Annotated in this window: 19 protein-coding genes; 9 read left to right on the forward strand and 10 right to left on the reverse strand. The window is 70.3% G+C overall.

Annotated features, from left to right (window positions below):
• Positions 1 to 117 precede the first annotated feature (117 nt).
• A complete protein-coding gene (locus tag ACQHII_RS04515) occupies positions 118 to 858 on the forward strand; it encodes a GntR family transcriptional regulator (RefSeq protein WP_427917970.1) in 741 nt (246 codons plus the stop codon).
• Between the two features lie 53 nt (positions 859 to 911).
• On the opposite strand, the gene helR is transcribed toward ACQHII_RS04515, so the two are convergent.
• Positions 912 to 3086: an RNA polymerase recycling motor ATPase HelR gene (gene helR / locus ACQHII_RS04520; RefSeq protein ID WP_427917971.1), complete on the reverse strand. Its 2175-nt coding sequence runs from the start codon at positions 3084 to 3086 to the stop codon at positions 912 to 914.
• 95 nt (positions 3087 to 3181) lie between these two features.
• Entirely contained in the window at positions 3182 to 4417 is a 1236-nt protein-coding gene (locus ACQHII_RS04525; protein WP_427917972.1) for a glycosyltransferase, read from the reverse strand.
• 261 nt (positions 4418 to 4678) lie between these two features.
• Between ACQHII_RS04525 and ACQHII_RS04530 the strand changes: the two genes are divergently transcribed.
• The 4 genes from ACQHII_RS04530 to ACQHII_RS04545 all read left to right on the forward strand — a co-directional run bounded on the left by ACQHII_RS04530 (position 4679) and on the right by ACQHII_RS04545 (position 8521).
• On the forward strand, positions 4679 to 5098 hold the full coding sequence (locus ACQHII_RS04530; RefSeq protein ID WP_427917973.1) for a YciI family protein: 420 nt from the start codon (positions 4679 to 4681) through the stop codon (positions 5096 to 5098).
• Entirely contained in the window at positions 5095 to 6240 is a 1146-nt protein-coding gene (locus tag ACQHII_RS04535) for an RNA polymerase sigma factor (RefSeq protein WP_427917974.1), read from the forward strand. Before ACQHII_RS04530 ends, ACQHII_RS04535 begins: the two co-directional genes overlap by 4 nt.
• Positions 6241 to 6527: 287 nt before the next feature.
• Entirely contained in the window at positions 6528 to 8057 is a 1530-nt protein-coding gene (locus tag ACQHII_RS04540) for an MFS transporter (protein WP_427917975.1), read from the forward strand.
• 77 nt (positions 8058 to 8134) lie between these two features.
• A complete protein-coding gene (locus ACQHII_RS04545; protein ID WP_427917976.1) occupies positions 8135 to 8521 on the forward strand; it encodes a winged helix-turn-helix transcriptional regulator in 387 nt (128 codons plus the stop codon).
• On the opposite strand, the gene cynS is transcribed toward ACQHII_RS04545, so the two are convergent.
• Positions 8481 to 8927, reverse strand: coding sequence for a cyanase (gene cynS / locus ACQHII_RS04550; protein WP_427917977.1), 447 nt, complete (start codon positions 8925 to 8927; stop codon positions 8481 to 8483). The genes ACQHII_RS04545 and cynS overlap by 41 nt on opposite strands.
• A 143-nt stretch (positions 8928 to 9070) precedes the next feature.
• Between cynS and ACQHII_RS04555 the strand changes: the two genes are divergently transcribed.
• On the forward strand, positions 9071 to 9904 hold the full coding sequence (locus tag ACQHII_RS04555) for an alpha/beta hydrolase (RefSeq protein WP_427917978.1): 834 nt from the start codon (positions 9071 to 9073) through the stop codon (positions 9902 to 9904).
• A gap of 40 nt (positions 9905 to 9944) precedes the next feature.
• Positions 9945 to 10757, forward strand: a complete 813-nt coding sequence (locus tag ACQHII_RS04560; protein WP_427917979.1) for an alpha/beta fold hydrolase — start codon at positions 9945 to 9947, stop codon at positions 10755 to 10757.
• 15 nt (positions 10758 to 10772) lie between these two features.
• Here ACQHII_RS04560 and ACQHII_RS04565 read toward each other — a convergent pair whose 3' ends face one another.
• Together ACQHII_RS04565 and ACQHII_RS04570 are read right to left on the reverse strand one after the other, a co-directional pair.
• The gene (locus ACQHII_RS04565) at positions 10773 to 11498 is read right to left on the reverse strand and encodes a class I SAM-dependent methyltransferase (protein WP_427917980.1); all 726 of its coding nucleotides are present in this window, start codon (positions 11496 to 11498) and stop codon (positions 10773 to 10775) included.
• A gap of 5 nt (positions 11499 to 11503) precedes the next feature.
• Entirely contained in the window at positions 11504 to 12067 is a 564-nt protein-coding gene (locus ACQHII_RS04570; protein WP_427917981.1) for a PadR family transcriptional regulator, read from the reverse strand.
• A gap of 70 nt (positions 12068 to 12137) precedes the next feature.
• Here ACQHII_RS04570 and ACQHII_RS04575 point away from each other — a divergent pair, with 70 nt between their 5' ends.
• Entirely contained in the window at positions 12138 to 12536 is a 399-nt protein-coding gene (locus ACQHII_RS04575; RefSeq protein ID WP_427917982.1) for a nuclear transport factor 2 family protein, read from the forward strand.
• 21 nt (positions 12537 to 12557) lie between these two features.
• Here ACQHII_RS04575 and ACQHII_RS04580 read toward each other — a convergent pair whose 3' ends face one another.
• From ACQHII_RS04580 to ACQHII_RS04600, 5 genes are all read right to left on the reverse strand, one after another.
• Entirely contained in the window at positions 12558 to 14468 is a 1911-nt protein-coding gene (locus ACQHII_RS04580) for a hypothetical protein (RefSeq protein WP_427917983.1), read from the reverse strand.
• A 297-nt stretch (positions 14469 to 14765) separates the two neighbouring features.
• Complete coding sequence (locus ACQHII_RS04585) at positions 14766 to 15536, reverse strand: SDR family NAD(P)-dependent oxidoreductase (protein ID WP_427917984.1); 771 nt, start codon at positions 15534 to 15536, stop codon at positions 14766 to 14768.
• On the reverse strand, positions 15533 to 16834 hold the full coding sequence (gene hisD / locus ACQHII_RS04590; RefSeq protein ID WP_427917985.1) for a histidinol dehydrogenase: 1302 nt from the start codon (positions 16832 to 16834) through the stop codon (positions 15533 to 15535). The genes ACQHII_RS04585 and hisD overlap by 4 nt, the downstream gene beginning before the upstream one ends.
• Before the next feature lie 36 nt (positions 16835 to 16870).
• Complete coding sequence (locus tag ACQHII_RS04595) at positions 16871 to 17806, reverse strand: VOC family protein (RefSeq protein WP_427917986.1); 936 nt, start codon at positions 17804 to 17806, stop codon at positions 16871 to 16873.
• Complete coding sequence (locus ACQHII_RS04600) at positions 17803 to 18768, reverse strand: fumarylacetoacetate hydrolase family protein (protein ID WP_427917987.1); 966 nt, start codon at positions 18766 to 18768, stop codon at positions 17803 to 17805. The genes ACQHII_RS04595 and ACQHII_RS04600 overlap by 4 nt, the downstream gene beginning before the upstream one ends.
• A 228-nt stretch (positions 18769 to 18996) precedes the next feature.
• Here ACQHII_RS04600 and ACQHII_RS04605 point away from each other — a divergent pair, with 228 nt between their 5' ends.
• Entirely contained in the window at positions 18997 to 19302 is a 306-nt protein-coding gene (locus ACQHII_RS04605; RefSeq protein ID WP_427917988.1) for an antibiotic biosynthesis monooxygenase family protein, read from the forward strand.
• The last annotated feature ends 17 nt before the right edge of the window (positions 19303 to 19319 follow it).

Below are 19319 nucleotides of genomic sequence, written 5' to 3' on the forward strand. Positions count from 1 at the left end.
TTACCGCCCTTCCCTGGTGGTTTAGACCAATGCTAGATCTGGTCGCGCAACGAGCCCGCACGGCTACGTTTCGTCACCGGTTCTGCCCTCAGTCTTGTCACCCTCAGGAGGCGCGGCATGGCCCGCACCACCCCCCACCACCCGACCGCCGACGACCAGCCCCTCTACGGGAAGGTCGCCACCCAGTTGCTCGGCGAACTCCACGACGGCATCATCCCGCCGGGTGAACGCCTGCCCAGCGAGCGGCAGTTGGCCGAACACTTCCAGGTCAGCCGGGAGACCGTACGACAGGCGCTGGAGCTGCTGCGCCGGGACGGTCTGGTCGCGACCGACCGGCGCGGCAGCCACGCCACGCTGCCCGGCCTGCCGGTCGAGACCCCGTCCTCCCTCACCTTCCCGGTCGGCGCCCGGAGCACCGACCCGACCGGCTTCGACCGGACCTCCGTGACCTGGGAGACACCTCCGCCCGAGCACGCCGAGGCCCTGGGGCTCGCCCCGCACCGCCCGACCCTGGTGCACCGCTACGCGTCCGCGGCGGCCGACGGCAGCGGACTGCGTACGGCCGTCACGTCCTTCTCGGCGGTGGCGTTGGCCGAGGTGGAGGAACTGGCCCGCTACCGCGACCGCGCCGACGGCTCCGCCTCCGCCCAACTCCGGCGCGCCTACGACTGGATGCGCCGGGCCGGACTGACCCTGCACCACCGGGACGCCATCACCCAGGTCGCGAACGCGCCCTCGGTACGGGTGACCCGGCGCGTGCACGACCAGTACGCGCGCCCGCTGGAGATCACCGACCTGGTGGTGGAGGCCCAACAGGACGCCCTGATCTACGAGTTCACGGTTCCGTCGGCGGGCTGAACGCCTTGGCGCGCGGCGGGCCCGATCCCGAACTCGCCGCGCGCCGAACGGCGTTACGCGCTCCTCAGCACGACGAGCCGCTGAGTCGCCCGGGTCATCGCCACATAGTGGTCGACAGCTCCCTCGATGCCCTCGCCGAACGTCTCCGGGTCGACGAGCACGACCAGGTCGAACTCAAGTCCCTTGGACAGCTCGGGAGTCAGCGACCGGACCCGGGGCGTCGCCCGGAAGCCCGGGTCGCCGATGACACACGCGATCCCCTCGGTGTGCTCGGCGAGCCAGGTGTCGAGGATCGACTCCCGGTCGGCGACGGGTCCGTGGACGACGGGGACACCGCTGCTGCGGATGGAGGTCGGCACGTTGGCGTCCGGGAGTACGGCACGGATGACCGGCTCGGCCTCCGTCATGATCTCCTCCGGGGTGCGGTAGTTGATGGTCAGGGAGGCCAGGTCGATCCGGTCGAGGCCGATCCGCTTCAGCCGTTCCTGCCACGACTCGGTGAAGCCGTGCCGGGCCTGGGCGCGGTCCCCGACGATGGTGAAGCTGCGGGAGGGGCAGCGCAGGAGCAGCATCTGCCATTCCGCGTCGGTGAGTTCCTGGGCCTCGTCCACGACGATGTGCGCGAACGGCCCGGCGAGCAGGTCGGGTTCGATGCCGGGCTGGGCCGCCTCGTCGATGAGGGCGTCCCGCAGGTCCTGTCCGTGCAGCATGCCCATCGCGCCCTCGCTCTCGTCGATCTCGACGTTCTGCAGGAGGCTGTCGATGACGTCGGTACGACGGGCGTGCTCGGCCGCTACGGCCGCTTCCTGCCGGCGTTTGCGGCGCGCCGACTCCGGGTCGCCGAGGCGCTGTCGCGCCGCGTCGAGCAGCGGCAGGTCGGACACCGTCCAGGCCTGGGCGTCGGCGCGCTGCAATCGCTGGACGTCCTCACGGCTCAGCGAGGGGGCGCACTTGCGCAGATAGGCCGGTACCGTCCACAAGTCCCCTACCAGGTCGGCCGCTTCGAGCAGCGGCCAGGCGTGGTTGAAGGCGGTGAGCAGTTCGCGGTTCTGGCGCAGGGACTTGCGGAGCAGTGCGGGCGTGACCGCGCCGTCCTGGGCGTTGGTGGTGTCCTCGTGCTTCTCGACCAGGATCGTGAGCAGTTCCTGCCAGACCTGCTCACGCCCCTCGTTGTGCGGGGTACCGGGTTCGGCCGCCTCGAAGGCGACGGCCCAGTCCTCGGCGCTGAGCCAGATGTCGGACCAGTGGGTGGTGACGTTCATGCCCTTGGTGGGCGGCTCCTCGTAGAACCGGACGGCGGGTTCGATCGCCCGCACCAGTTCCACGGACGATTTCAGCCGGGCCACCTCCGGGTCGGCCTCGATGCCCGCCGCGGCCCCTTCGTCGACGAGGTCCCGCAGGATGCAGGTCTGAACACCCTCCTCGCCGAGGCTCGGCAGCACGTCGGCGACGTAGTCCAGGTAGGGCCGGTGCGGACCCACGAACAGCACCCCGCCCCTGCGGTGGCCGAGGCGCGGGTCGGAGTACAGGAGGTAGGCGGAGCGGTGCAGGGCGACGACGGTCTTGCCGGTGCCGGGCCCACCGTCGACGACGAGCGCGCCGCGTGATCCCGCGCGGATGATGGCGTCCTGGTCGGCCTGGATGGTGCCGAGCACATCGCGCATCCGGCCCGAGCGGTTGCCGCCGAGGCTGGCGATGAACGCGGACTGGTCGTCGAGCGCGGCATGCCCGGCGAAGCCCTCGGCGGTGAACACCTCGTCCCAGTAGTCGCTGATCCGGCCGCGGGTCCAGCGGTACCTGCGGCGGCTCGCCAGCCCCATCGGGTTGGCGTGGGTGGCGCCGAAGAACGGCTCGGCCGCCGGGGACCGCCAGTCGAGCAGCAGCCGTCGGCCCGTGCTGTCCGTGAGGCCGAGTCGCCCGATGTAGACGGGCTCGGATGTGGTGGCGTCGACCATGTGGCCCAGACACAGGTCCAGGCCGAAGCGACGTAGGGTCCGCAACCGTGTGGTGAGCCGGTGGATCTCCGTGTCCCGGTCCATCGCCGCCCGGCCGATGCCGCCGGGCGCCCTGCGCTCGGCGTCGAGGCGCTCGGTCAGTTCCGCGATCGACTCGCTCAGGGACTGCGCGATGGCCGCGAAGTGCTGCTCGTCGGCGGCGATCAGCGCCGGGTCGGCCTTGGCCGAGAGCCGGTCGGGAAGGTCGAAGGCGCTGGTGGTCAGGGGGTTCACGGCATCAATTCCGATCTGCGGTCGCTCACTGCCGTGCGGGCGGCAGGTCGTGGGGACCGGTGCGTACGGGTTCTCGTGTGCGGGGCTCGGCCGGTTCACGCGCTGGTGGGCGGCCTTCCCCCGCCGGCCGGGTCGAGGAGCAGCTTCGCGGCCAGTGTCGTCCCGTCGGTGCGGAGCGTTCCGGCCACGGTCCGTGCCCGGTCCCGGACCTCGGGGGCCAGGGCGATGGTGAGGGCGGCCGACAGGGAGTCGTAGGTCGGCGTCGGACCGTCGTGCGCGACTCCGATGCCCAGCTCTGCCACCCGTGCCGCCCAGTATGGCTGGTCCACGATCTGCGGCACGACCACCTGCGGCACGCCGACCATGGTGGCCGACGTCGTGGTGCCCGCCCCGCCGTGGTGAACGACGGCCGCCACCCGCCCGAAGAGCGCCTGGTGGTTGACCTCGCCCACGACGAAGCAGTCGTCCCGGTCGTCGGTCGCGGCCAGCCGGGCCCAGCCCCGGCCGAGCACGACCCGGCGACCGTGTGCCCGTGCGGCCGCGACGGCGTCCCGGGCCATGTCGGGCGAGTCGCGGAGCGCCATGCTGCCGAAGCCCACGTACACCGGCGGCTCGCCCGACTTCAGGAACGCCTCCAGATCCGCCGGGAGCGGGCGCTCGTCGGGCAGGATCCACGGTCCGGTCACCACGAGGTCGAGGTCGGTCTGGTCCTGCCACGGGAACAGATCCGGGTCCGAGGCGAGCCACGGCCGCTCGGTGAACGCGTGGTCGCGGACGTTGTCGACCGGCGGCAGGCCGATCGCCGCCCGGTGGCGGTTCTCGGCGTCGCGGTAGAGGGCGTTCACCCGCTGGGCGTCCTCCTCCCACAGCACCTTGATGTCGGTCTCCTCCGGCGAGGAGGGCCGGCCGGGCCGCGCCAGAGGCCGGTACTTCGACGACGGCAGTCCGGCCGTGTGGAAGCAGGCGAACACATAGCGGATGCCGAGTTTCTCGGCCACCGAGCGGGCGCCGGTCGGCATCAGACCGCTCGCCAGCAGCACGTCGCAGCCCTCGGCCGCAGGCAGCAGCGTCTCGTAGCGGGCGGCGACCAGCTCGGGCGCGAGCTGGAACGCGGTCGCCGCGGACGGCGGCCTGGCCCCGGTCACCACCGAGCGCACCGACGGGCCCAGCGGCAGCAGCGGTACGCCGGCCCGGTCCGTCAGCTCCACGAACTCCTCGTCCGGCGGCGCGGCGACACTCACCTCCGCGCCGAGTTCCCGCAGTCGGGCGGCGAGTCCCGCGACGGGTTCGACATCCCCGCGCGACCCCCACGTCGTCAACAGCACACGCATTCCGCGACTCCCATTTCCGCAGGTCATGCCCTTAGGCCGGACATTCTGCGGTACACCGGGGGCCTTGCCGCAAGCCCCCCGGTGCGCTATACGTTAAGAAGGGAAAGAGGAGTGAGCACGCCTCCCTTTCCACCCTCCCCCGCACGGCCCGCGGAACTCGCGCGAGAAAATCCGCCCGCCGATGTCGAGAACCCGCGCCCGGCTCCGTCCCCGAGGTGAAGGCGACCACAATGGGTCGTGCCGGCACCGAGGAGAACGACCATGGCCAAGTACCTGCTGCTGAAGCACTACCGCGGCGCCCCCGCCGCCGTGAACGACGTCCCCATGGACCAGTGGACGCCCGAGGAGATCACGGCCCATGTGCAGTACATGAACGACTTCGCGGCCCGCCTGGAGAAGTCCGGCGAGTACGTCGACAGCCAGGCGCTCTCCCCCGAGGGGACGTTCGTCCGCTACGACGGCGAAGGGCGCCCGCCGGTCACCGACGGACCGTTCGCCGAGACCAAGGACGTCATCGCAGGCTGGATGATCATCGACGTCGACAGCTACGACCGTGCCCTGGAGCTGGCCGGTGAGCTGTCGGCGGCCCCCGGGGCCGGTGGCAGGCCGATCCACGAATGGCTGGAGCTGCGCCCGTTCCTCGGCACGCACTCGACCACCACGGACTGCACCTTCAAGTGAACGAGGTCCTGCTGAGGAGCCTCACGCCGAGCGTGCTCGGCGTCCTCGTCCGCCGCGGAGCAGACTTCGCGGCGGCCGAGGACGCCGTACAGGACGCGCTCGTCGAGGCGGTCCGGGTCTGGCCGGACGATCCACCGCGCGATCCGAAAGGGTGGCTGGTCACGGTGGCCTGGCGGCGGTTCCTCGACGCGACGCGCGCGGACACCGCCCGCCGCAGGCGCGAGGACCTGGTGGACGAGGAGCCGGCGCCCGGCCCCGCACCGGCCACCGACGACACGCTCCAGCTCTACTTCCTGTGCGCCCACCCGTCGTTGACGCCGTCGTCGGCGGTCGCGCTCACGCTGCGCGCGGTCGGCGGGCTCACCACCCGGCAGATCGCGCAGGCCTATCTGGTGCCCGAGGCGACCATGGCGCAGCGCATCAGCCGGGCCAAACGCACCGTGTCCGGAGTGCGGTTCGACCAGCCCGGCGATGTGGCCACCGTGCTGCGCGTCCTCTACCTGGTGTTCAACGAGGGCTACTCCGGCGACGTCGACCTCGCCGCCGAGGCGATCCGGCTCACCCGGCAGGTCGCGGGCGTGATCGACCACCCCGAGGTGTCGGGCCTGCTCGCCCTCATGCTGCTCCACCACGCCCGGCGCGCCGCCCGGACCGCGCCCGACGGCAGCCTGGTTCCGCTCGCCGAGCAGGACCGCGGCCGGTGGGACACCACGTTGATCGCCGAGGGCGTCACGATCCTCCAACTCGCCCTCGCCCGCGACCGGTTGGGCGAGTTCCAGGCGCAGGCCGCGATCGCGGCGCTGCACGCGGACGCGCCCGGGGCCGAGGAGACGGACTGGGTGCAGATCGTCGAGTGGTACGACGAACTCGTCGGCCTGACCGACAGTCCGGTGGTCCGCCTCAACCGCGCGGTGGCGGTCGGCGAGGCAGACGGCCCGCGCGCCGGTCTGGCCGCGCTCGCGGCCCTGGACGACTCGCTCCCCCGACACACCGCGGTGGCGGCCTACCTCCACGAGCGCGACGGCGACCTGGCGACGGCGGCACGGCTCTACGCGGAGGCGGCACACAAGGCCCCCAATCTCGCCGAACGCGACCATCTGACCCGCCAGGCCGCCCGGCTCAATACCCTCCGGTCCGCCTGAGCGGTTTGCCTTTTCTCGGAAAGTGTGGGCAATTCTCAGGCCGTCTCGAATTCTCCTTGCCCACACCATCACAGAGCTCGTCAAGGGCGATATTGGCAACACCGCAAAGGGAGTTGTCGGGTCACGAACGACGGTGAATCGCTGCTACGGTGAGCACTCGCCCCGAGGTCGAGCGATGCGCCGTGTCGGCGCCCCGACCTCGGATTGCACAGCGAGTGTTCCGCTTCTCACCGGATTCCGTTCACTCACCTTTCCCTGTTCGCGGCACTCCCTGGAGTTCTTGAACCATGTCTGCCGACAGCGTGGCCACCGCCACTTCCACGGCACCGGAGCATTCCGGTCCCGCCCCCAGGGACCGGCATCTCGGTCTCGCCCTTTTCGTCATCGCGGCGGCCCAGTTGATGGTCATCCTCGATGCCACCATCACGAATATCGCCCTGCCCGCCATCCAGACCGACCTCGGCGTCTCCGACGCGAATCTGGCGTGGATCGTCAACTCGTACGCGCTGGCCTTCGGCGGTCTGCTGCTCCTCGGCGGAAAGGCCGGGGACCTGTTCGGCCGCCGCCGGATCTTCCAGGTGGGCATCGCCGTCTTCACCCTCGCGTCCCTGCTCGGTGGACTCGCCCCGAACGAGGGCCTGTTGATCGGCGCGCGGATCCTCCAGGGCGTCGGCGCGGCCCTCGCCGCACCGAGCGCGCTGGCGCTGATCACCACGACGTTCCCGGCGGGCAAGCCGCGCAACCGGGCGATGGGCGTGTACGCCGCGATGGGCGGCCTCGGTGCCACGGTCGGTCTGCTGCTCGGCGGGCTGCTCACCGATGTGCTGGACTGGCGCTGGGTGTTCTTCGTCAACATCCCCATCGGCCTCGCCGTCCTACCCGGCACCCGCAGCCTCGTCGAGGCGGAGCGCCACCCCGGCCGCCTCGACGTCCCGGGCGCCGTCACCGGGACCGGCGGTCTGATCTCCCTGGTCTACGGCATCACGCGCGGCGGCGAGCACGGCTGGACCGACGGCCTCACGCTGGGCTGCTTCGCGGTCGCCGCCGTCCTGTTGGCGGCGTTCCTGTTCCTCCAGGCCCGTACGCCCGACCCGATGATGCCGCTGCGCCTGTTCAACGACCGCAATCGGTGGGGCAGTTACGTCACCATGCTGTTCATCGGCTCGGGCATGTTCGCGTTCTTCTACTTCCTGACCCTCTATATGCAGCTGATCCTCGGCTACAGCCCCATCAAGACCGGCTTCGCGTATCTGCCGTTCAGTTTCGGCATGGCCGCGGCGGCGGGCATCAGCTCCAAGCTCGTCGCCCACATCGCGCCCCGGCTCATCGCCGCACCTGGCCTACTGGTCGCGGCGGTCGGCATGTTCTGGTTCGCCACCCTGAAGCCGGACTCGTCCTACGCCGGACACCTGATGCCCGCCATGTTCGTCACCGCTCTCGGTCTGGGCATGAGCTTCGTCCCGATGACGCTCGGCGCGGTGAGCGGTGTCGCCCACCAGGACACCGGCATCGCCTCGGCCCTGCTCAACACGGCCCAGCAGATCGGCGGCGCCCTGGGCCTCGCCGTCCTGTCGACGATCTCGAACTCGGCGGCCGACGACAGGCTGCCCCACGCGGCCTCCGCGCTCTACCGGGGCCTGGCCACAAAGGACTTGGGGCTCGTATCGAAGGCGGGGGACGCGCTGACACACGGCTACACAATGGCCTTCGTCGCCGCCGGGGTGGTGTTCGTCGCCGGCGCCGCCGTGACCGTGTTCGCCGTGAACGCCGGCCGGCAGCAACACACCGAAGGCGCCGCTCCGGTCCACATGGGCTGAACCCACCCAGTCAGGCACCACGACATCGAACCGGCGCGAGGACCGCGGACGCGGTCTTCGCGCCGCCGGAGCCCAGCATGCCGAACCAGCCCACCTCAGCGGCGCCTCAGCGCCCCCAACTCCCGCCGCCCGTCGACGCGTTGACCAACGCCTTCGCCCTGCTCGGCAAACGCTGGAGCGGCCTGGTCCTCGCCGCGCTGGCCAAGGGCCCCGCAGGCTTCGGCGAGGTGCGCGAGCGGGTGCCCGGCATCAGCGACCGTATGCTCGCCGACCGCCTTCACGAACTGGCCGTCGCCGGCCTCCTCACCCGCACCGTGGACCACGGTCCGCCGCTGCGTTCCTCCTACGCCCTCACCCCGCATGGGAACGCCTTCCTGATCCCGCTCGCCGCGCTGGCCGTCTGGGCGGAGGAGCACCTCGTGGTCACTCCCACTGGTACTGGAGGTACTTCCCGTCGAGGGTGATGACGACCCGGTCACCCGCCGGGTCGGGCACGCGGCTGACGTCGAGGCGGAAGTTGATGGCGCTCATGATGCCGTCGCCGCACTGCTCGTGGATCAGTTCCTTGATGGTCGGGCCGTAGACCTGGATGACCTCGTGGAGCCGGTAGATGGTGGGGTCCACGGGGACGGCCGCGTCCAACGCACCACGGGTCGGCTGGAGTTGGAAGGCGAGGGCGGCGTCCTCGCCGAGTTCGAGGAGGGCGGCGGCGGTCGCCGCCTCGTCCTTGTTCATGGGGTGCTGGCCCAGCAGGGCCGCGGTGGTCCAGGCGAGCGGTCGGCCCACGGCCTCCGCCAACTGGGCCCATGTGACACCGGTCTTGACCTTGGCCTGCCGGACCGCTTCGGCGGCTTCACCCTTGCTGAGCATGCACAACTCCGTTCCCGGACAGCGTGCTTGACCACACGCCGCTCAGCGTAGGAGATCACCCGCAACGCGACAATGGCGTCGCCCTCCACCCGGTGCTGTCATATGCCGGACTCCGGCACACCCGTGGACGCATACTTCCGAACATGACCCACATCGACGTACAACAGATCGAAAAGGCGAACGCCGTCGAACGTACGCCGGTCGTCTTCGTCCACGGTCTGTGGCTGCTGCCCAGCAGTTGGGACCGCTGGGCAGCCCACTTCGAGCAGGCCGGGTACGCGCCGGTCTCCCTGTCCTGGCCCGACGACCCGGAGACGGTCGCCGAGGCCAACGAGCACCCCGAGGTCATGGCGGGCAAGACGGTCGGCCAAGTCGCCGACCATCTGGCGCAGTTGATCGGCACGCTGACGCGGAAACCGGCGATCGTCGGCCACTCCTTCGGCGGACTGCTCACGCAGATCCTCGCCGGGCGTGGGCTGTCCGCCGTGTCCGTGGCCATCGACCCGGCGCCCTTCCGGGGCGTGCTGCCGCTGCCGGTGTCCGCGCTGCGCTCCTCCGCACCGGTCCTCAGCAACCCCGCCAACCGCAATCGCGCGGTCCCTCTGACCTACGACCAGTTCCGCTACGGATTCGCCAACGCCGTCAGCGAGGAGGAGGCACGGGAGCTGTACGAGACGTTCGCGGTGCCCGCGCCCGGCACCCCGCTGTTCCAGGCGGCGACCGCCAATCTCAACCCGTGGACCGAGGCCAAGGTCGACACGGAGAACCCCGAGCGCGGCCCGCTCCTGATCATCTCGGGCGAGAAGGACCACACCGTGCCCTGGTCGATCGCCAACGCCTCGTACAAGAAGCAGCAGCACAACAAGGGCGTCACCGAGATCATCGAGATCAAGGGCCGGGGCCACGCGCTGACCATCGACAGCGGCTGGCGGGAAGTGGCGGACACCGCCCTGTCGTTCGTTCGCCGCTACGCCTGAACTCCGTACCGCCTTCCTCGACTTCACCCGGAGCTGACCCATGTCGATTTCCCGCAGGCCCTTACTTCTCGGGGCGGCTGCCGCGGCCGGCGCCCTCGCGGCCGGCGCTCTCCCCGCCTCTGCGGCACCCGCCACGGGAGGCAAGCACCCCGCACCGAAGCCGACCGTGGTCCTGGTGCACGGCGCGTTCGCCGACGCGTCCAGCTGGTCGGCCGTGACCTCCCGCCTCCAGAAGGCCGGCTACGCCGTCGTGGCTCCCGCCAATCCGCTGCGCGGACTCACCTCGGACGCCGCCTACCTCTCCGCGCTCCTCAAGACAATCGACGGCTCGAAGGTCGTCGTAGGGCACTCCTACGGCGGCGCGGTGATCACCCAGGCGACCGCGGGCGACGCGAGTGTGAAGGCGCTCGTGTACGTCGCGGCCTTCGTGCCCGACAAGGGCGAGCAACTCGGCGAACTCGCCGCGCGGTTCCCCGGGTCGCAGCTGAACGACGCGTTGCAGCCGCTGCCCGACGGCTCGGGCGGTACCGATCTGGCCATCCAGACGGCGAAGTTCCACGCGGTGTTCACCGCGGACCTCCCGGCGTCCACGTCCGCACTGCTGGGGGCCTCTCAACGCCCCATCAGCGCGGCGGCGTTCACGGACGTCACCACGGCGGCGGCCTGGCACGACATTCCGTCGTGGGCGGTCGTGGCGGCGCAGGACCGGGCGATCGCGCCCGACCTGGAACGCTTCGAGGCCAAGCGGGCCGGGTCGCACACGGTCGTGGTGGACGCCTCGCACGTGGTGATGATCTCCCATCCCGACCTGGTCACGAAGGTCATCAAGTCGGCGGCGTCCGCGACGAGTTGACGCCAACGCCGGCCGCTACGGCAGCCGTCGCGCCGCGACCATGCGGACGCGGGGGCTGCCGTCGCCGCGGTCCCCGAACTCAGGCAGGGCGTAGAGGTCGACGCCAAAGCCGATCCGCTCCAACTCCCGCCGCACGAAACCGAGTTGGAAGTCCCGGTAGTACATGACGAAGGGCGGCCGCCAGACGGCGTTGCGGACCTTCATCACCGCGTCGAAGCCGGCCAGCATCCAGTACGCGGGCGAGGTGGGGCGCGGCGGCGCGAGGAGGGGGAACGCGAAGCAGCCGCCGGGCCGCAGCACGGAGTGAACCTGGCCGAACAGGCCCGGCAGTTCGCGGGGCAGGAAGTGGCCGAACGCGCCGAAGCTGACCACCAGATCGAAGTCGGCCCCGAACGGCAGGGCCCGCGCGTCACCGCGCACCCACGAGACGGCGGGATCGTCGCTCTTCACACGCTCACGCGCGACCGCGAGCATGCCCGCGCTGAAGTCGACGCCGGTGACGCTCTTCCGGCACACCGTCGTCAGCGCTTCGGCGCCCGCGCCGGTGCCGCAGCACAGGTCGAGCCCGTCGTCGAAGGGCCCGATGCGCCGCAGCGTCGAGGCGACCGCGTCGAGCACCGGGGCCGGTGTCCGGAAGGGGGTGTGGTCGAACTTGGGCGCGAGGAGGTCGTAGCCGTGCTCGACGGACGACAGCGCCTGGACGGCGAGTTCGCGCAGACTGGGACCTTCGGGGCTGAACATCCGGGTCAGCCTAGGGCAACCCGCTGCTTCAGGATCGCGAGAACGCGTTCGCACCAGCGCAGGTTCTCCTCCTCGAAGGTGATCCCGGCCATCAGGGTGAGGTACGGGCCGACGCGCTCGGCGTCCCGGAGGTACTCCTCCTCGGTCCGCCCGTCGAGGAGCCGGTCACGTACCCGCTCGTAGCGGTCGAGCTTGCCGCGGGCCCACGACCTGCGCTCCTCGACCAGCTCGCGGATCACGGCCGGGTCGGTGCCGTCCATGGCCTGGATCTTGATGAGGAACTCGTCGCGGATGGCGGTGGGGCGCCTGGGCGGCTCGGCGGCGAAGGTGTCGAGGTCGCGCCGGCCGGCCTCGGTGAGCGTGAACATCCTTTTGTTGGGCCTGCGTTCCTGCTGTACGACCCGTGCCTCGATCAGTCCGTCCTGGGCGAGGCGCTCCAGTTCGCGGTAGAGCTGCTGCGGGGTCGCGGGCCAGAAGTTCGCCAGCGACACGTCGAAGGTCTTGGCCAGTTCGTAGCCCGAGGCCTCGCCTTCCAGGAGGGCCGCGAGGACCGCGTACTTGAGGGACATGTGGACACGCTAACAGCGGTTGATTAGTCTCATCCACACCTACTCAACAAATTGACTATGAGGTGAGCCGATGCGTGCGTTCCGTGAGGCGGTCGAGGCGCAGGACATGGACGCCGTCGAGGCGCTGCTGGCGGAGGACGTGGTCTTCACCAGCCCGGTCGTGTTCAAGCCGTATCCCGGGAAGGCGATCACCGCGGCGATCCTGCACGGGGTGGCGCGGGTCTTCGAGGACTTCCGGTACGAGCGGGAGATCGGCGACCCGGACGGCGCCGACCACGCGCTGGTGTTCCGTACGCGGGTCGGCGACCGTGAGCTGACCGGCTGCGACTTCATCCACGTCAACGAGGCAGGTCTGATCGACGAGTTGACGGTCATGGTCCGTCCGCTGTCGGGCGCCCAGGCTCTCCAGGAGGCCATGGCGGCGCAGTTCGAGCAGATCGCCAAGGAGGCGGAGGCGCGGCTCGGGTGAGTACCGCGCCTCCGACGCGGCTTACCCGACGGTCAGCGCGAGCGCGCCGGTGTAGGTCTGGCCGGCCGTGATGGCCGTGGCCGTCCCGTCGACCGTCAGCGTGACCTTCTTTCCCCGGGGCGCCCTGACGGTCGCGTCGGCGGCGAGGGCGAGCCGGGTCAGGTACGAGGTGCCGGTGACCGTCCACGTCGAGCCGCTGTTCAGCTGCACGATCGCGCCGTTGTTCACGGCGGCCTGCGCGGTGTTGGTGACGATGCCCAGCTCGTAGAAGGTCGACGCGTCGATGCTGGACACCCGGTGCTTGGCCGCCGTCGCGGAGATCACGCCCTCGACGCTCGTGTCCTCGAAGGTGAGGACCATGTTCTTGCCCTTGCGCATGCCGTTGTAGAAGTCGCCCTTCAACGCTATGGAGTTGAAGGTGGCGGCTCCGTCGGTGGTGTGCACGGCGGTCGGGTCGAAGGTCGCGTCCTTCGCCGGGTCGCCCGTCGGCTCGGTGTAGACGCCGATGTTCATCATCTTGCCGTTGACCGGGACCGGGCCCGGGTCGTCCAGCTCGATCATCTGGAGGATGATCCCGTCGCGCGGGTTGAGCCGGGCGCCCTGGGAGCCGTCGACGCTGATCGTGGTCTGCTGGCCCTTGTTGAGGAAGGTCGCCCGCTCGGAGTTGATCACCGTGCCGCCGTCGAGGGCGAGTTGGCCGGTCCCGAAGAACATGTAGCCGAAGTGCCCGGAGTTCACGACGGTGTTGCGCACCGGGATCGACGCCAACTCACCCTTGGACAGCCCGAGTTCCAACTCCGTGTTGAGCGCGGAGACGGCCGCCTTGGTGCTGTCGCCGTAGTGCACGATCGCTGCCGGGCCCGCGATGATGGTCGCGTAGCTGCCGACGTCGAGCCGCGACCCGAGCACCCGTACGGTCGCGTCGCCGATGGCATAGGTGCCGTAGCCGTACTCCCCCGTGTTGCCGAAGTGGCTGTTGATCGCGGTCAGTTTGAGTCCGCTGCCGCCCTCGACCGACAGGGCGCCCCACGTCTCCGAGAAGATGGTGGAGTTGAGGTAGGTGGCCTTGCTGTTCGCGCCGATGAGGTTGGTGGCGCGGACGTTGCCGTCGAGGCCGAGCATCCAGGGCACGGACTCCATGTACGGCGTTTCCACGGTGGCTTGGTAGTCGGCGGGGAGTACGCCGTTGCGAGTGCGGAGGACGGAGTCCTTGACGATGACATTGGCGCCGTCGTTGGCGATGACGGCGGTGCGGACGACCCCCTTGTTGTCGATGCGAGCGCCGTCCAGGACCAACGTGGTGGCGGAGCCGTCTCCGACCACTGCGGCACCGTAGCCCGCGAAGTCCGAACGGCCGTTGCCGGTAAGGGAGATGCTGGGCCGGTCGAGCGTGTAGGTGGCGTCCTTGACGTACACGCCGTCGAAGCACTCGCCGGTCGAGGTGATCGACACGTTCCTGGCGTAGGCGTCGGTGAGCTTGCCGCCGAGGACGGCGGCGAGGACGGACTTGTCCTTGACCACGCCGTCGCCGTCGACGTACACCGCCTGCCGGAAGGGGAAGGTGAGCGTCTGGTACGTCACCTCGTTGGCGGCGGCGACGGTCAGGACGACATCGCCCCGGTAGGTGCCGGCCTGGATCAGGGTGGCCGTGGCGCCGGTCGCGGTGAGCAGCTGGCCGGTCTCCACGCCGTCGACGGTCAGGGAGAGGCTGGAGCCGTCCGGGGCGACGATCTTCCCGCCGGACGCGATGGTCAGCTCGCTCACGCGGGTGGTCGCGGAGACCGTGTACGTCTCGCCGGATCCGACCGAGATCCGCGTGCCCGATGCCTTCTTGGCCGTCGGTGCGGCGGTGGCGGAGACCGCCGGCACCAGTACGGCGCCGGCCGTGGCGGTACCGGCGATCAGGACCGAGCGTCGGGTGATCAGCGTCATTGCTTGCCTTCCCAGGGATCGATGCGCCGTTGCGCAGTGTGACCGGCCGACCGTCGAACGCGGGGTGCGGACGGGCCCGGCGGAGGCACCGAAGGTGCGCACGAGGGAGTGAAGCAGCCATGAGAACCAGGCAATAGGCGGTCGGCACACACATATGGGAGCCCGATGCCTCGGATCACGCCGACCATTTCATGGCGGTCACACAGAGTCGTCATAGGAGGTCGGCGCCCGTACGCACGACGGTGAGGCGGGCGGCTCATGGGCCGTCCACCTCACCGTTTCCCGCGCGCTCTTCGGCTATGCCGGGGCGATCATCCCCGCCGACAGGTCGATGTCCGCCCCGCACAGACCGGGCATCGCGAGCATCGCCACCAACGCCTGCGCGACCTCGTGCTCCTCGACGAGCCGGCCGAGGGCGGCCCGGGAGGCGAAGTCGCGTTCGGCCTCGGCGACCGTGCAGCCGGTCAGCTCGGCGGTGAGCCGGAAGTTGCGGTCCATGCGCGGGCCCCGAACCGGGCCAGGAGACAGGGAGTTGACCGCGATCCCCCGCGGCCCGACCTCCCCCGCCAGCGTCCGCGTCAGTCCCAGCAGCGCCATCTTGGAGGCCGTGTACGGGGTGCGGTTGAGCAGCGGGCGTTTGCCGCTGACCGAGGCCACGTTGACGATGTCACCGCGTCCGGCCGCGAGCATCGGCGGCAGGAAGGCCCGGCACATCAGATAGACGCCCCGGACGTTGGCGGCGAACACGTCGTCCCACTCGTCCGGATCGATGTCGACGAGGGGCCGGACAGGGCCCGCGACTCCTGCGTTGTTGACGAGCAACGAGACGTCCTCGTCGGCGAGTTGGGCGGCCAGGGCGCTGACGGCCGACGGGTCGGAGACGTCACAGGAGGCCGTACGGGCCTGTCCGCCGGCCTTGACCACATGTGCCGCCGCCTCCGCGAGCGCCGCCTCGTTGCGCCCGACCAGGAGCACCCGGGCACCGGCGTCCGCGAGGGCGAGCGCGAAGGCACGTCCCAGCGGTCCGCCGCCACCGGTGACGAGCGCGGTACGCCCCTCCAGGGTCACGCGGTGTTCCAGGGCAGCTCGTCGCCCGCGGCCTTCGCGGCGCGTACGTCACCGGAGCGCGCGTGCCCCTCGAACAGCTCGACGCGGGCCGCCCGTCCGCAGAGCCGGCCGAGCAACACCTGGGAGTCGGTGTCGGTGACCTCCTGATAGGTCACCGTCTTGAGGTACTTCCCCACCCACAGGCCGCCGGTGTAGCGCGCGGCACCACGTGTGGGCAGCACATGGTTCGTGCCGATGACCTTGTCGCCGAACGACACACAGGTGCCCTCGCCGAGGAACAGGGCGCCGTACTGGCTCATGCGCTCCAGCGCGAGGCGGGGTTCGGCGGTCAGCACCTCCACGTGCTCGAAGGCGAACTCGTCGGCGAGGGCGTACAGCTCGTCGAGGGTGTCGACGACGTGCACCTGGCCGTGGTCGCGCCAGGCGGGCCCGGCGAAGTCGCGGGTGGGCATGCCGGGCAGGAGGCGTTCCACCTCGGCGATGGTCTGCTCGGCGACCTCGCGGGAGGTGGTGATGAGGACGGCCGGGGAGTCCGGGCCGTGCTCGGCCTGGGAGAGCAGGTCGACGGCGCACACGAACGGGTCGGCCTGCTCGTCGGCGAGGACGAGGATCTCGGTCGGCCCGGCGAACAGGTCGATGCCGATCTCCCCGAAGAGCTGCCGCTTGGCCTCGGCAACATAGGCGTTGCCGGGTCCGGCGATGAGGTTCACCGGCCGCATCGAGTCCGTCCCGACGGCCATGGCGGCCACCGCCTGCACTCCGCCGAGCAGCCAGATCTCGTCCGCGCCCGCGAGATGCATGGCGGCGACGGTAGCGGCCGGGATCTCACCGTGGATGGGCGGCGTACAGGCGACGACCCTGGGCACGCCCGCGACCTTGGCGGTGACGATGGTCATGTGGGCGGAGGCGGTGAGCGGGTAACGGCCACCGGGGATGTAGGCGCCGGCCGCCTGCACCGGGATGTGCTTCTGCCCAAGGCGCACGCCCGGGAGCGTCTCGACCTCGAACTCCCGCAGGGAGTCGAGTTGGTGGCGGGCGAAGGCGCGCACCTGCTCCTGGACGAAGCGGATGTCGTCGATCACCTGCTGCGGCACCGACGCGACGATCTTCTCGACCTCCTCGTCGGACAGCCGGAAGGAATCGGGACTCCACTTGTCGAACTTCTCGGAGTAGGCGCGCACGGCCTCGTCACCGCGCGCACGGATGTCGGCGATGACGCCGGTCACGGTCTCCCGCACCTGGTCGAGGGCGGCGGCGACATCCGCCTTGGGTACGGCGTGCTTCAGGATCGTTGCCACAACTGCGGCCTCTCTCATGCGGGTTGGGTGCTCTGCTCAGACCGGCGGCGCTTCGAAGAGCACGTCCGGGTCGTTGAACTGCTCCTTGGCGACCGACTCGCTCATCGGGTCGGCGGTGCCCCACTGGTCCTGGGTGATCGGGTCGTCTACGTCGTGGCGGCCCGGGTGCCACAAGTCCTCTTCGAGGACCGCGAGTTCGGTCGTGTACTCGACGGTGTTGCCGTGCGGGTCGTGGAAGTAGGAGAAGGTGTTGTCACCGGCGAGATGCCGGCCGGGTCCCCAGGTGAGCCGGGTCCCGGCGCGCAGCGCCCGGCCGGTGCCGCGCATGTACTCCTCGACCCCGCGCATCTCGAACGAGGCGTGGTGCAGGGAGACATGGGGCCCCCGGGCGATGGCGAAGGAGTGGTGGAGCGGGCTGCACCGCAGGAAGTACATGAGGTCGCCCATGTGCGCCGAGTACAGGGTGTCGGTGAGACGGAACCCGAGGTGCTGGACGTAGAAGTCGCGGAGCCCTTCGGGATCCTGGGAGTTGACCACGCAGTGTGAGAGCCGGACAGGGATCGCCTCGCGTTCCTCGATCTTCCGGTGGGTACGGGTGGCGACATCCGCGGAGACCTCGACGACCCGCCCGTCCGGGTCGAAGAACCGGAAGCCGTAGCCACCGCCCGGGGTGTCCAACGCGCTTGGCTCACCGAGGAGTTGGACACCGGACCGGCCCAGTCGCCCGTGCAGCTCGTCGACAGCCTCCGGTGAGACGGCCCCGAAGGCGACCAGGTCCATCCGCTTCCGCTCGTCCTCGCGGATGCGGACGATGTACTGCTCGGGGCTGCCCTCGGCGGCGAAGAAGGCGACACGGCTGTCGTTGGCGACCTCGGTCAGGCCCCAGGTGGTGCCGTAGAAGGCACGCTGCCGGGCGAAGTCCGGTACGGCCAGGTCGACATGGCGCAGATGGGTGATGGGCTGGAAGGTCACTGTCCGCTCCTGACGGTGTTGCGCTGGTGGCCGAGGCCCGTGATCTCCGACTCGACGACGTCGCCGGGCTTCAGGAAGACGCCCCAGTGCGCGCCGTTGCCGGCCGGGGAGCCGGTGAGCAGCAGGTCGCCGGGGCGCAGGGTGGTGGTCGTGGAGATGTAGGCGATGAGCCGTGGGATGTCGAAGATCATGTCCTTCGTCGACTCGTCCTGGCGGACAACTCCGTTGTGGCGCAGGGTGATCCGCAGGTCCCCGGGGTCTCCGACGAAGGCCGCCGGTACGAGGAAGGGGCCGGTCGGCAGGAAGGTGTCGGCATTCTTGGCGGTGAACCAGTCGGTGCCGATGGCCTTGAGGTCGGGCCGGTAGAGGCGGTCGCGGGTGGTGAGGTCGTTCGAGATCGTGTATCCGGCGACGTACTCCATCGCCTCCTCGGCCGGGATGTTCTTGCCCGACTTCCCGATGACCAGGGCGAGTTCGAGTTCCCAGTCGTGCTGTTCGCCGAGCGCGGGGAGCACGATGTCGTCGTAGGGGCCGCTGAGCGCGCGCGGGGAGCCGAGGAAGACGTACGGAACGCCGTTGCGGGCGCGCTCGTCCATCATCGACTCGGCGTCGGCGCGGGCCTCTTCGGGGGTGGCGCCGTGCACGCTCTCCTTCTCGGCGGCGACCAGATCGACCACGTGCTTGCGGTAGTTGGCGCCGCTCTGGAGGATCTGGCCGGGCTCGACCGGGGTCAGGACGCGCAGTGCGGCCAGTTCGTGCCAGGTGCCGTCGGACGACCGGGCGAGGTCAGCCAGCCGGGGAAGCCAGGTCCCCCAGTCCTCGACCAGCGCCCGCACGGACGCCACGAGGTCGGAGAGGTCGCGCACCCGTGAACCGGTGACGAGGCCGGGGAACGCATCCCCTCGATCGGCGAACGTGCCGAGCGCGAAGGGTCCGGCATGGGTGGGCTGTGGATCGGGCACGGCGCTCTCCTCGTACGGGTGGGGGCTCGCCCTCGACGCTAGGCAGCCCGGGCACCCGGCGGAAATGGCGATCCGCGATGCCTGCCATCACCGGCCCGCCGCCCTTTGAACTGCGCCTCCATCGCCGTACGGGATGCATGACGTCCCCCTTGCCGATGCCTCGATCCGTTGACCGTGGATCGACCGCCCACGCAGGCTCGGAGCACCCACTTTCCCGAGGAGAAGAACGTGATAGTCGAGCATGCCGAGCTGACCGTCGAGGCGGGTCGGGAGCGGGAGTTCGCGGAGGTGTTCGGCAAGGCGCGCGAGGTGCTGGCCGAGGCCGACGGGTTCCGCTGGGCCGAGCTGCTGCAAGGCGTCGAACGGCCGGGAGTCTTCCTGCTGTTGGTCGGCTGGGACTCGGTCGAGGCACACATGGTCGGCTTCCGTGAGTCCGAGCCCTTCGCGCGCTGGCGGGCCCTGGTCGGACCGTTCTTCGCCGAGCCGCCGGCCGTCGAGCACTTCCATGAACTCGGCGCCCGCTTCTCCGGCTGACACCCCCACTCCGCTGT

This window comes from Streptomyces sp. cg40 (assembly GCF_050320165.1).
GTDB classification, from domain to species: Bacteria; Actinomycetota; Actinomycetes; order Streptomycetales; family Streptomycetaceae; genus Streptomyces; species Streptomyces hokutonensis.

Excerpts from the sequence above, each read along its gene's own strand:
- ACQHII_RS04515 (WP_427917970.1), top strand. The coding sequence starts at position 118 with ATGGCCCGCACCACCCCCCACCACCCGACCGCCGACGACCAGCCCCTC.
- ACQHII_RS04525 (WP_427917972.1), bottom strand. The coding sequence starts at position 4,417 with ATGCGTGTGCTGTTGACGACGTGGGGGTCGCGCGGGGATGTCGAACCC.
- ACQHII_RS04530 (WP_427917973.1), top strand. The coding sequence starts at position 4,679 with ATGGCCAAGTACCTGCTGCTGAAGCACTACCGCGGCGCCCCCGCCGCC.
- ACQHII_RS04540 (WP_427917975.1), top strand. The coding sequence starts at position 6,528 with ATGTCTGCCGACAGCGTGGCCACCGCCACTTCCACGGCACCGGAGCAT.
- ACQHII_RS04545 (WP_427917976.1), top strand. The coding sequence starts at position 8,135 with ATGCCGAACCAGCCCACCTCAGCGGCGCCTCAGCGCCCCCAACTCCCG.
- cynS (WP_427917977.1), bottom strand. The coding sequence starts at position 8,927 with ATGCTCAGCAAGGGTGAAGCCGCCGAAGCGGTCCGGCAGGCCAAGGTC.
- ACQHII_RS04555 (WP_427917978.1), top strand. The coding sequence starts at position 9,071 with ATGACCCACATCGACGTACAACAGATCGAAAAGGCGAACGCCGTCGAA.
- ACQHII_RS04560 (WP_427917979.1), top strand. The coding sequence starts at position 9,945 with ATGTCGATTTCCCGCAGGCCCTTACTTCTCGGGGCGGCTGCCGCGGCC.
- ACQHII_RS04565 (WP_427917980.1), bottom strand. The coding sequence starts at position 11,498 with ATGTTCAGCCCCGAAGGTCCCAGTCTGCGCGAACTCGCCGTCCAGGCG.
- ACQHII_RS04570 (WP_427917981.1), bottom strand. The coding sequence starts at position 12,067 with ATGTCCCTCAAGTACGCGGTCCTCGCGGCCCTCCTGGAAGGCGAGGCC.
- ACQHII_RS04575 (WP_427917982.1), top strand. The coding sequence starts at position 12,138 with ATGCGTGCGTTCCGTGAGGCGGTCGAGGCGCAGGACATGGACGCCGTC.
- ACQHII_RS04580 (WP_427917983.1), bottom strand. The coding sequence starts at position 14,468 with ATGACGCTGATCACCCGACGCTCGGTCCTGATCGCCGGTACCGCCACG.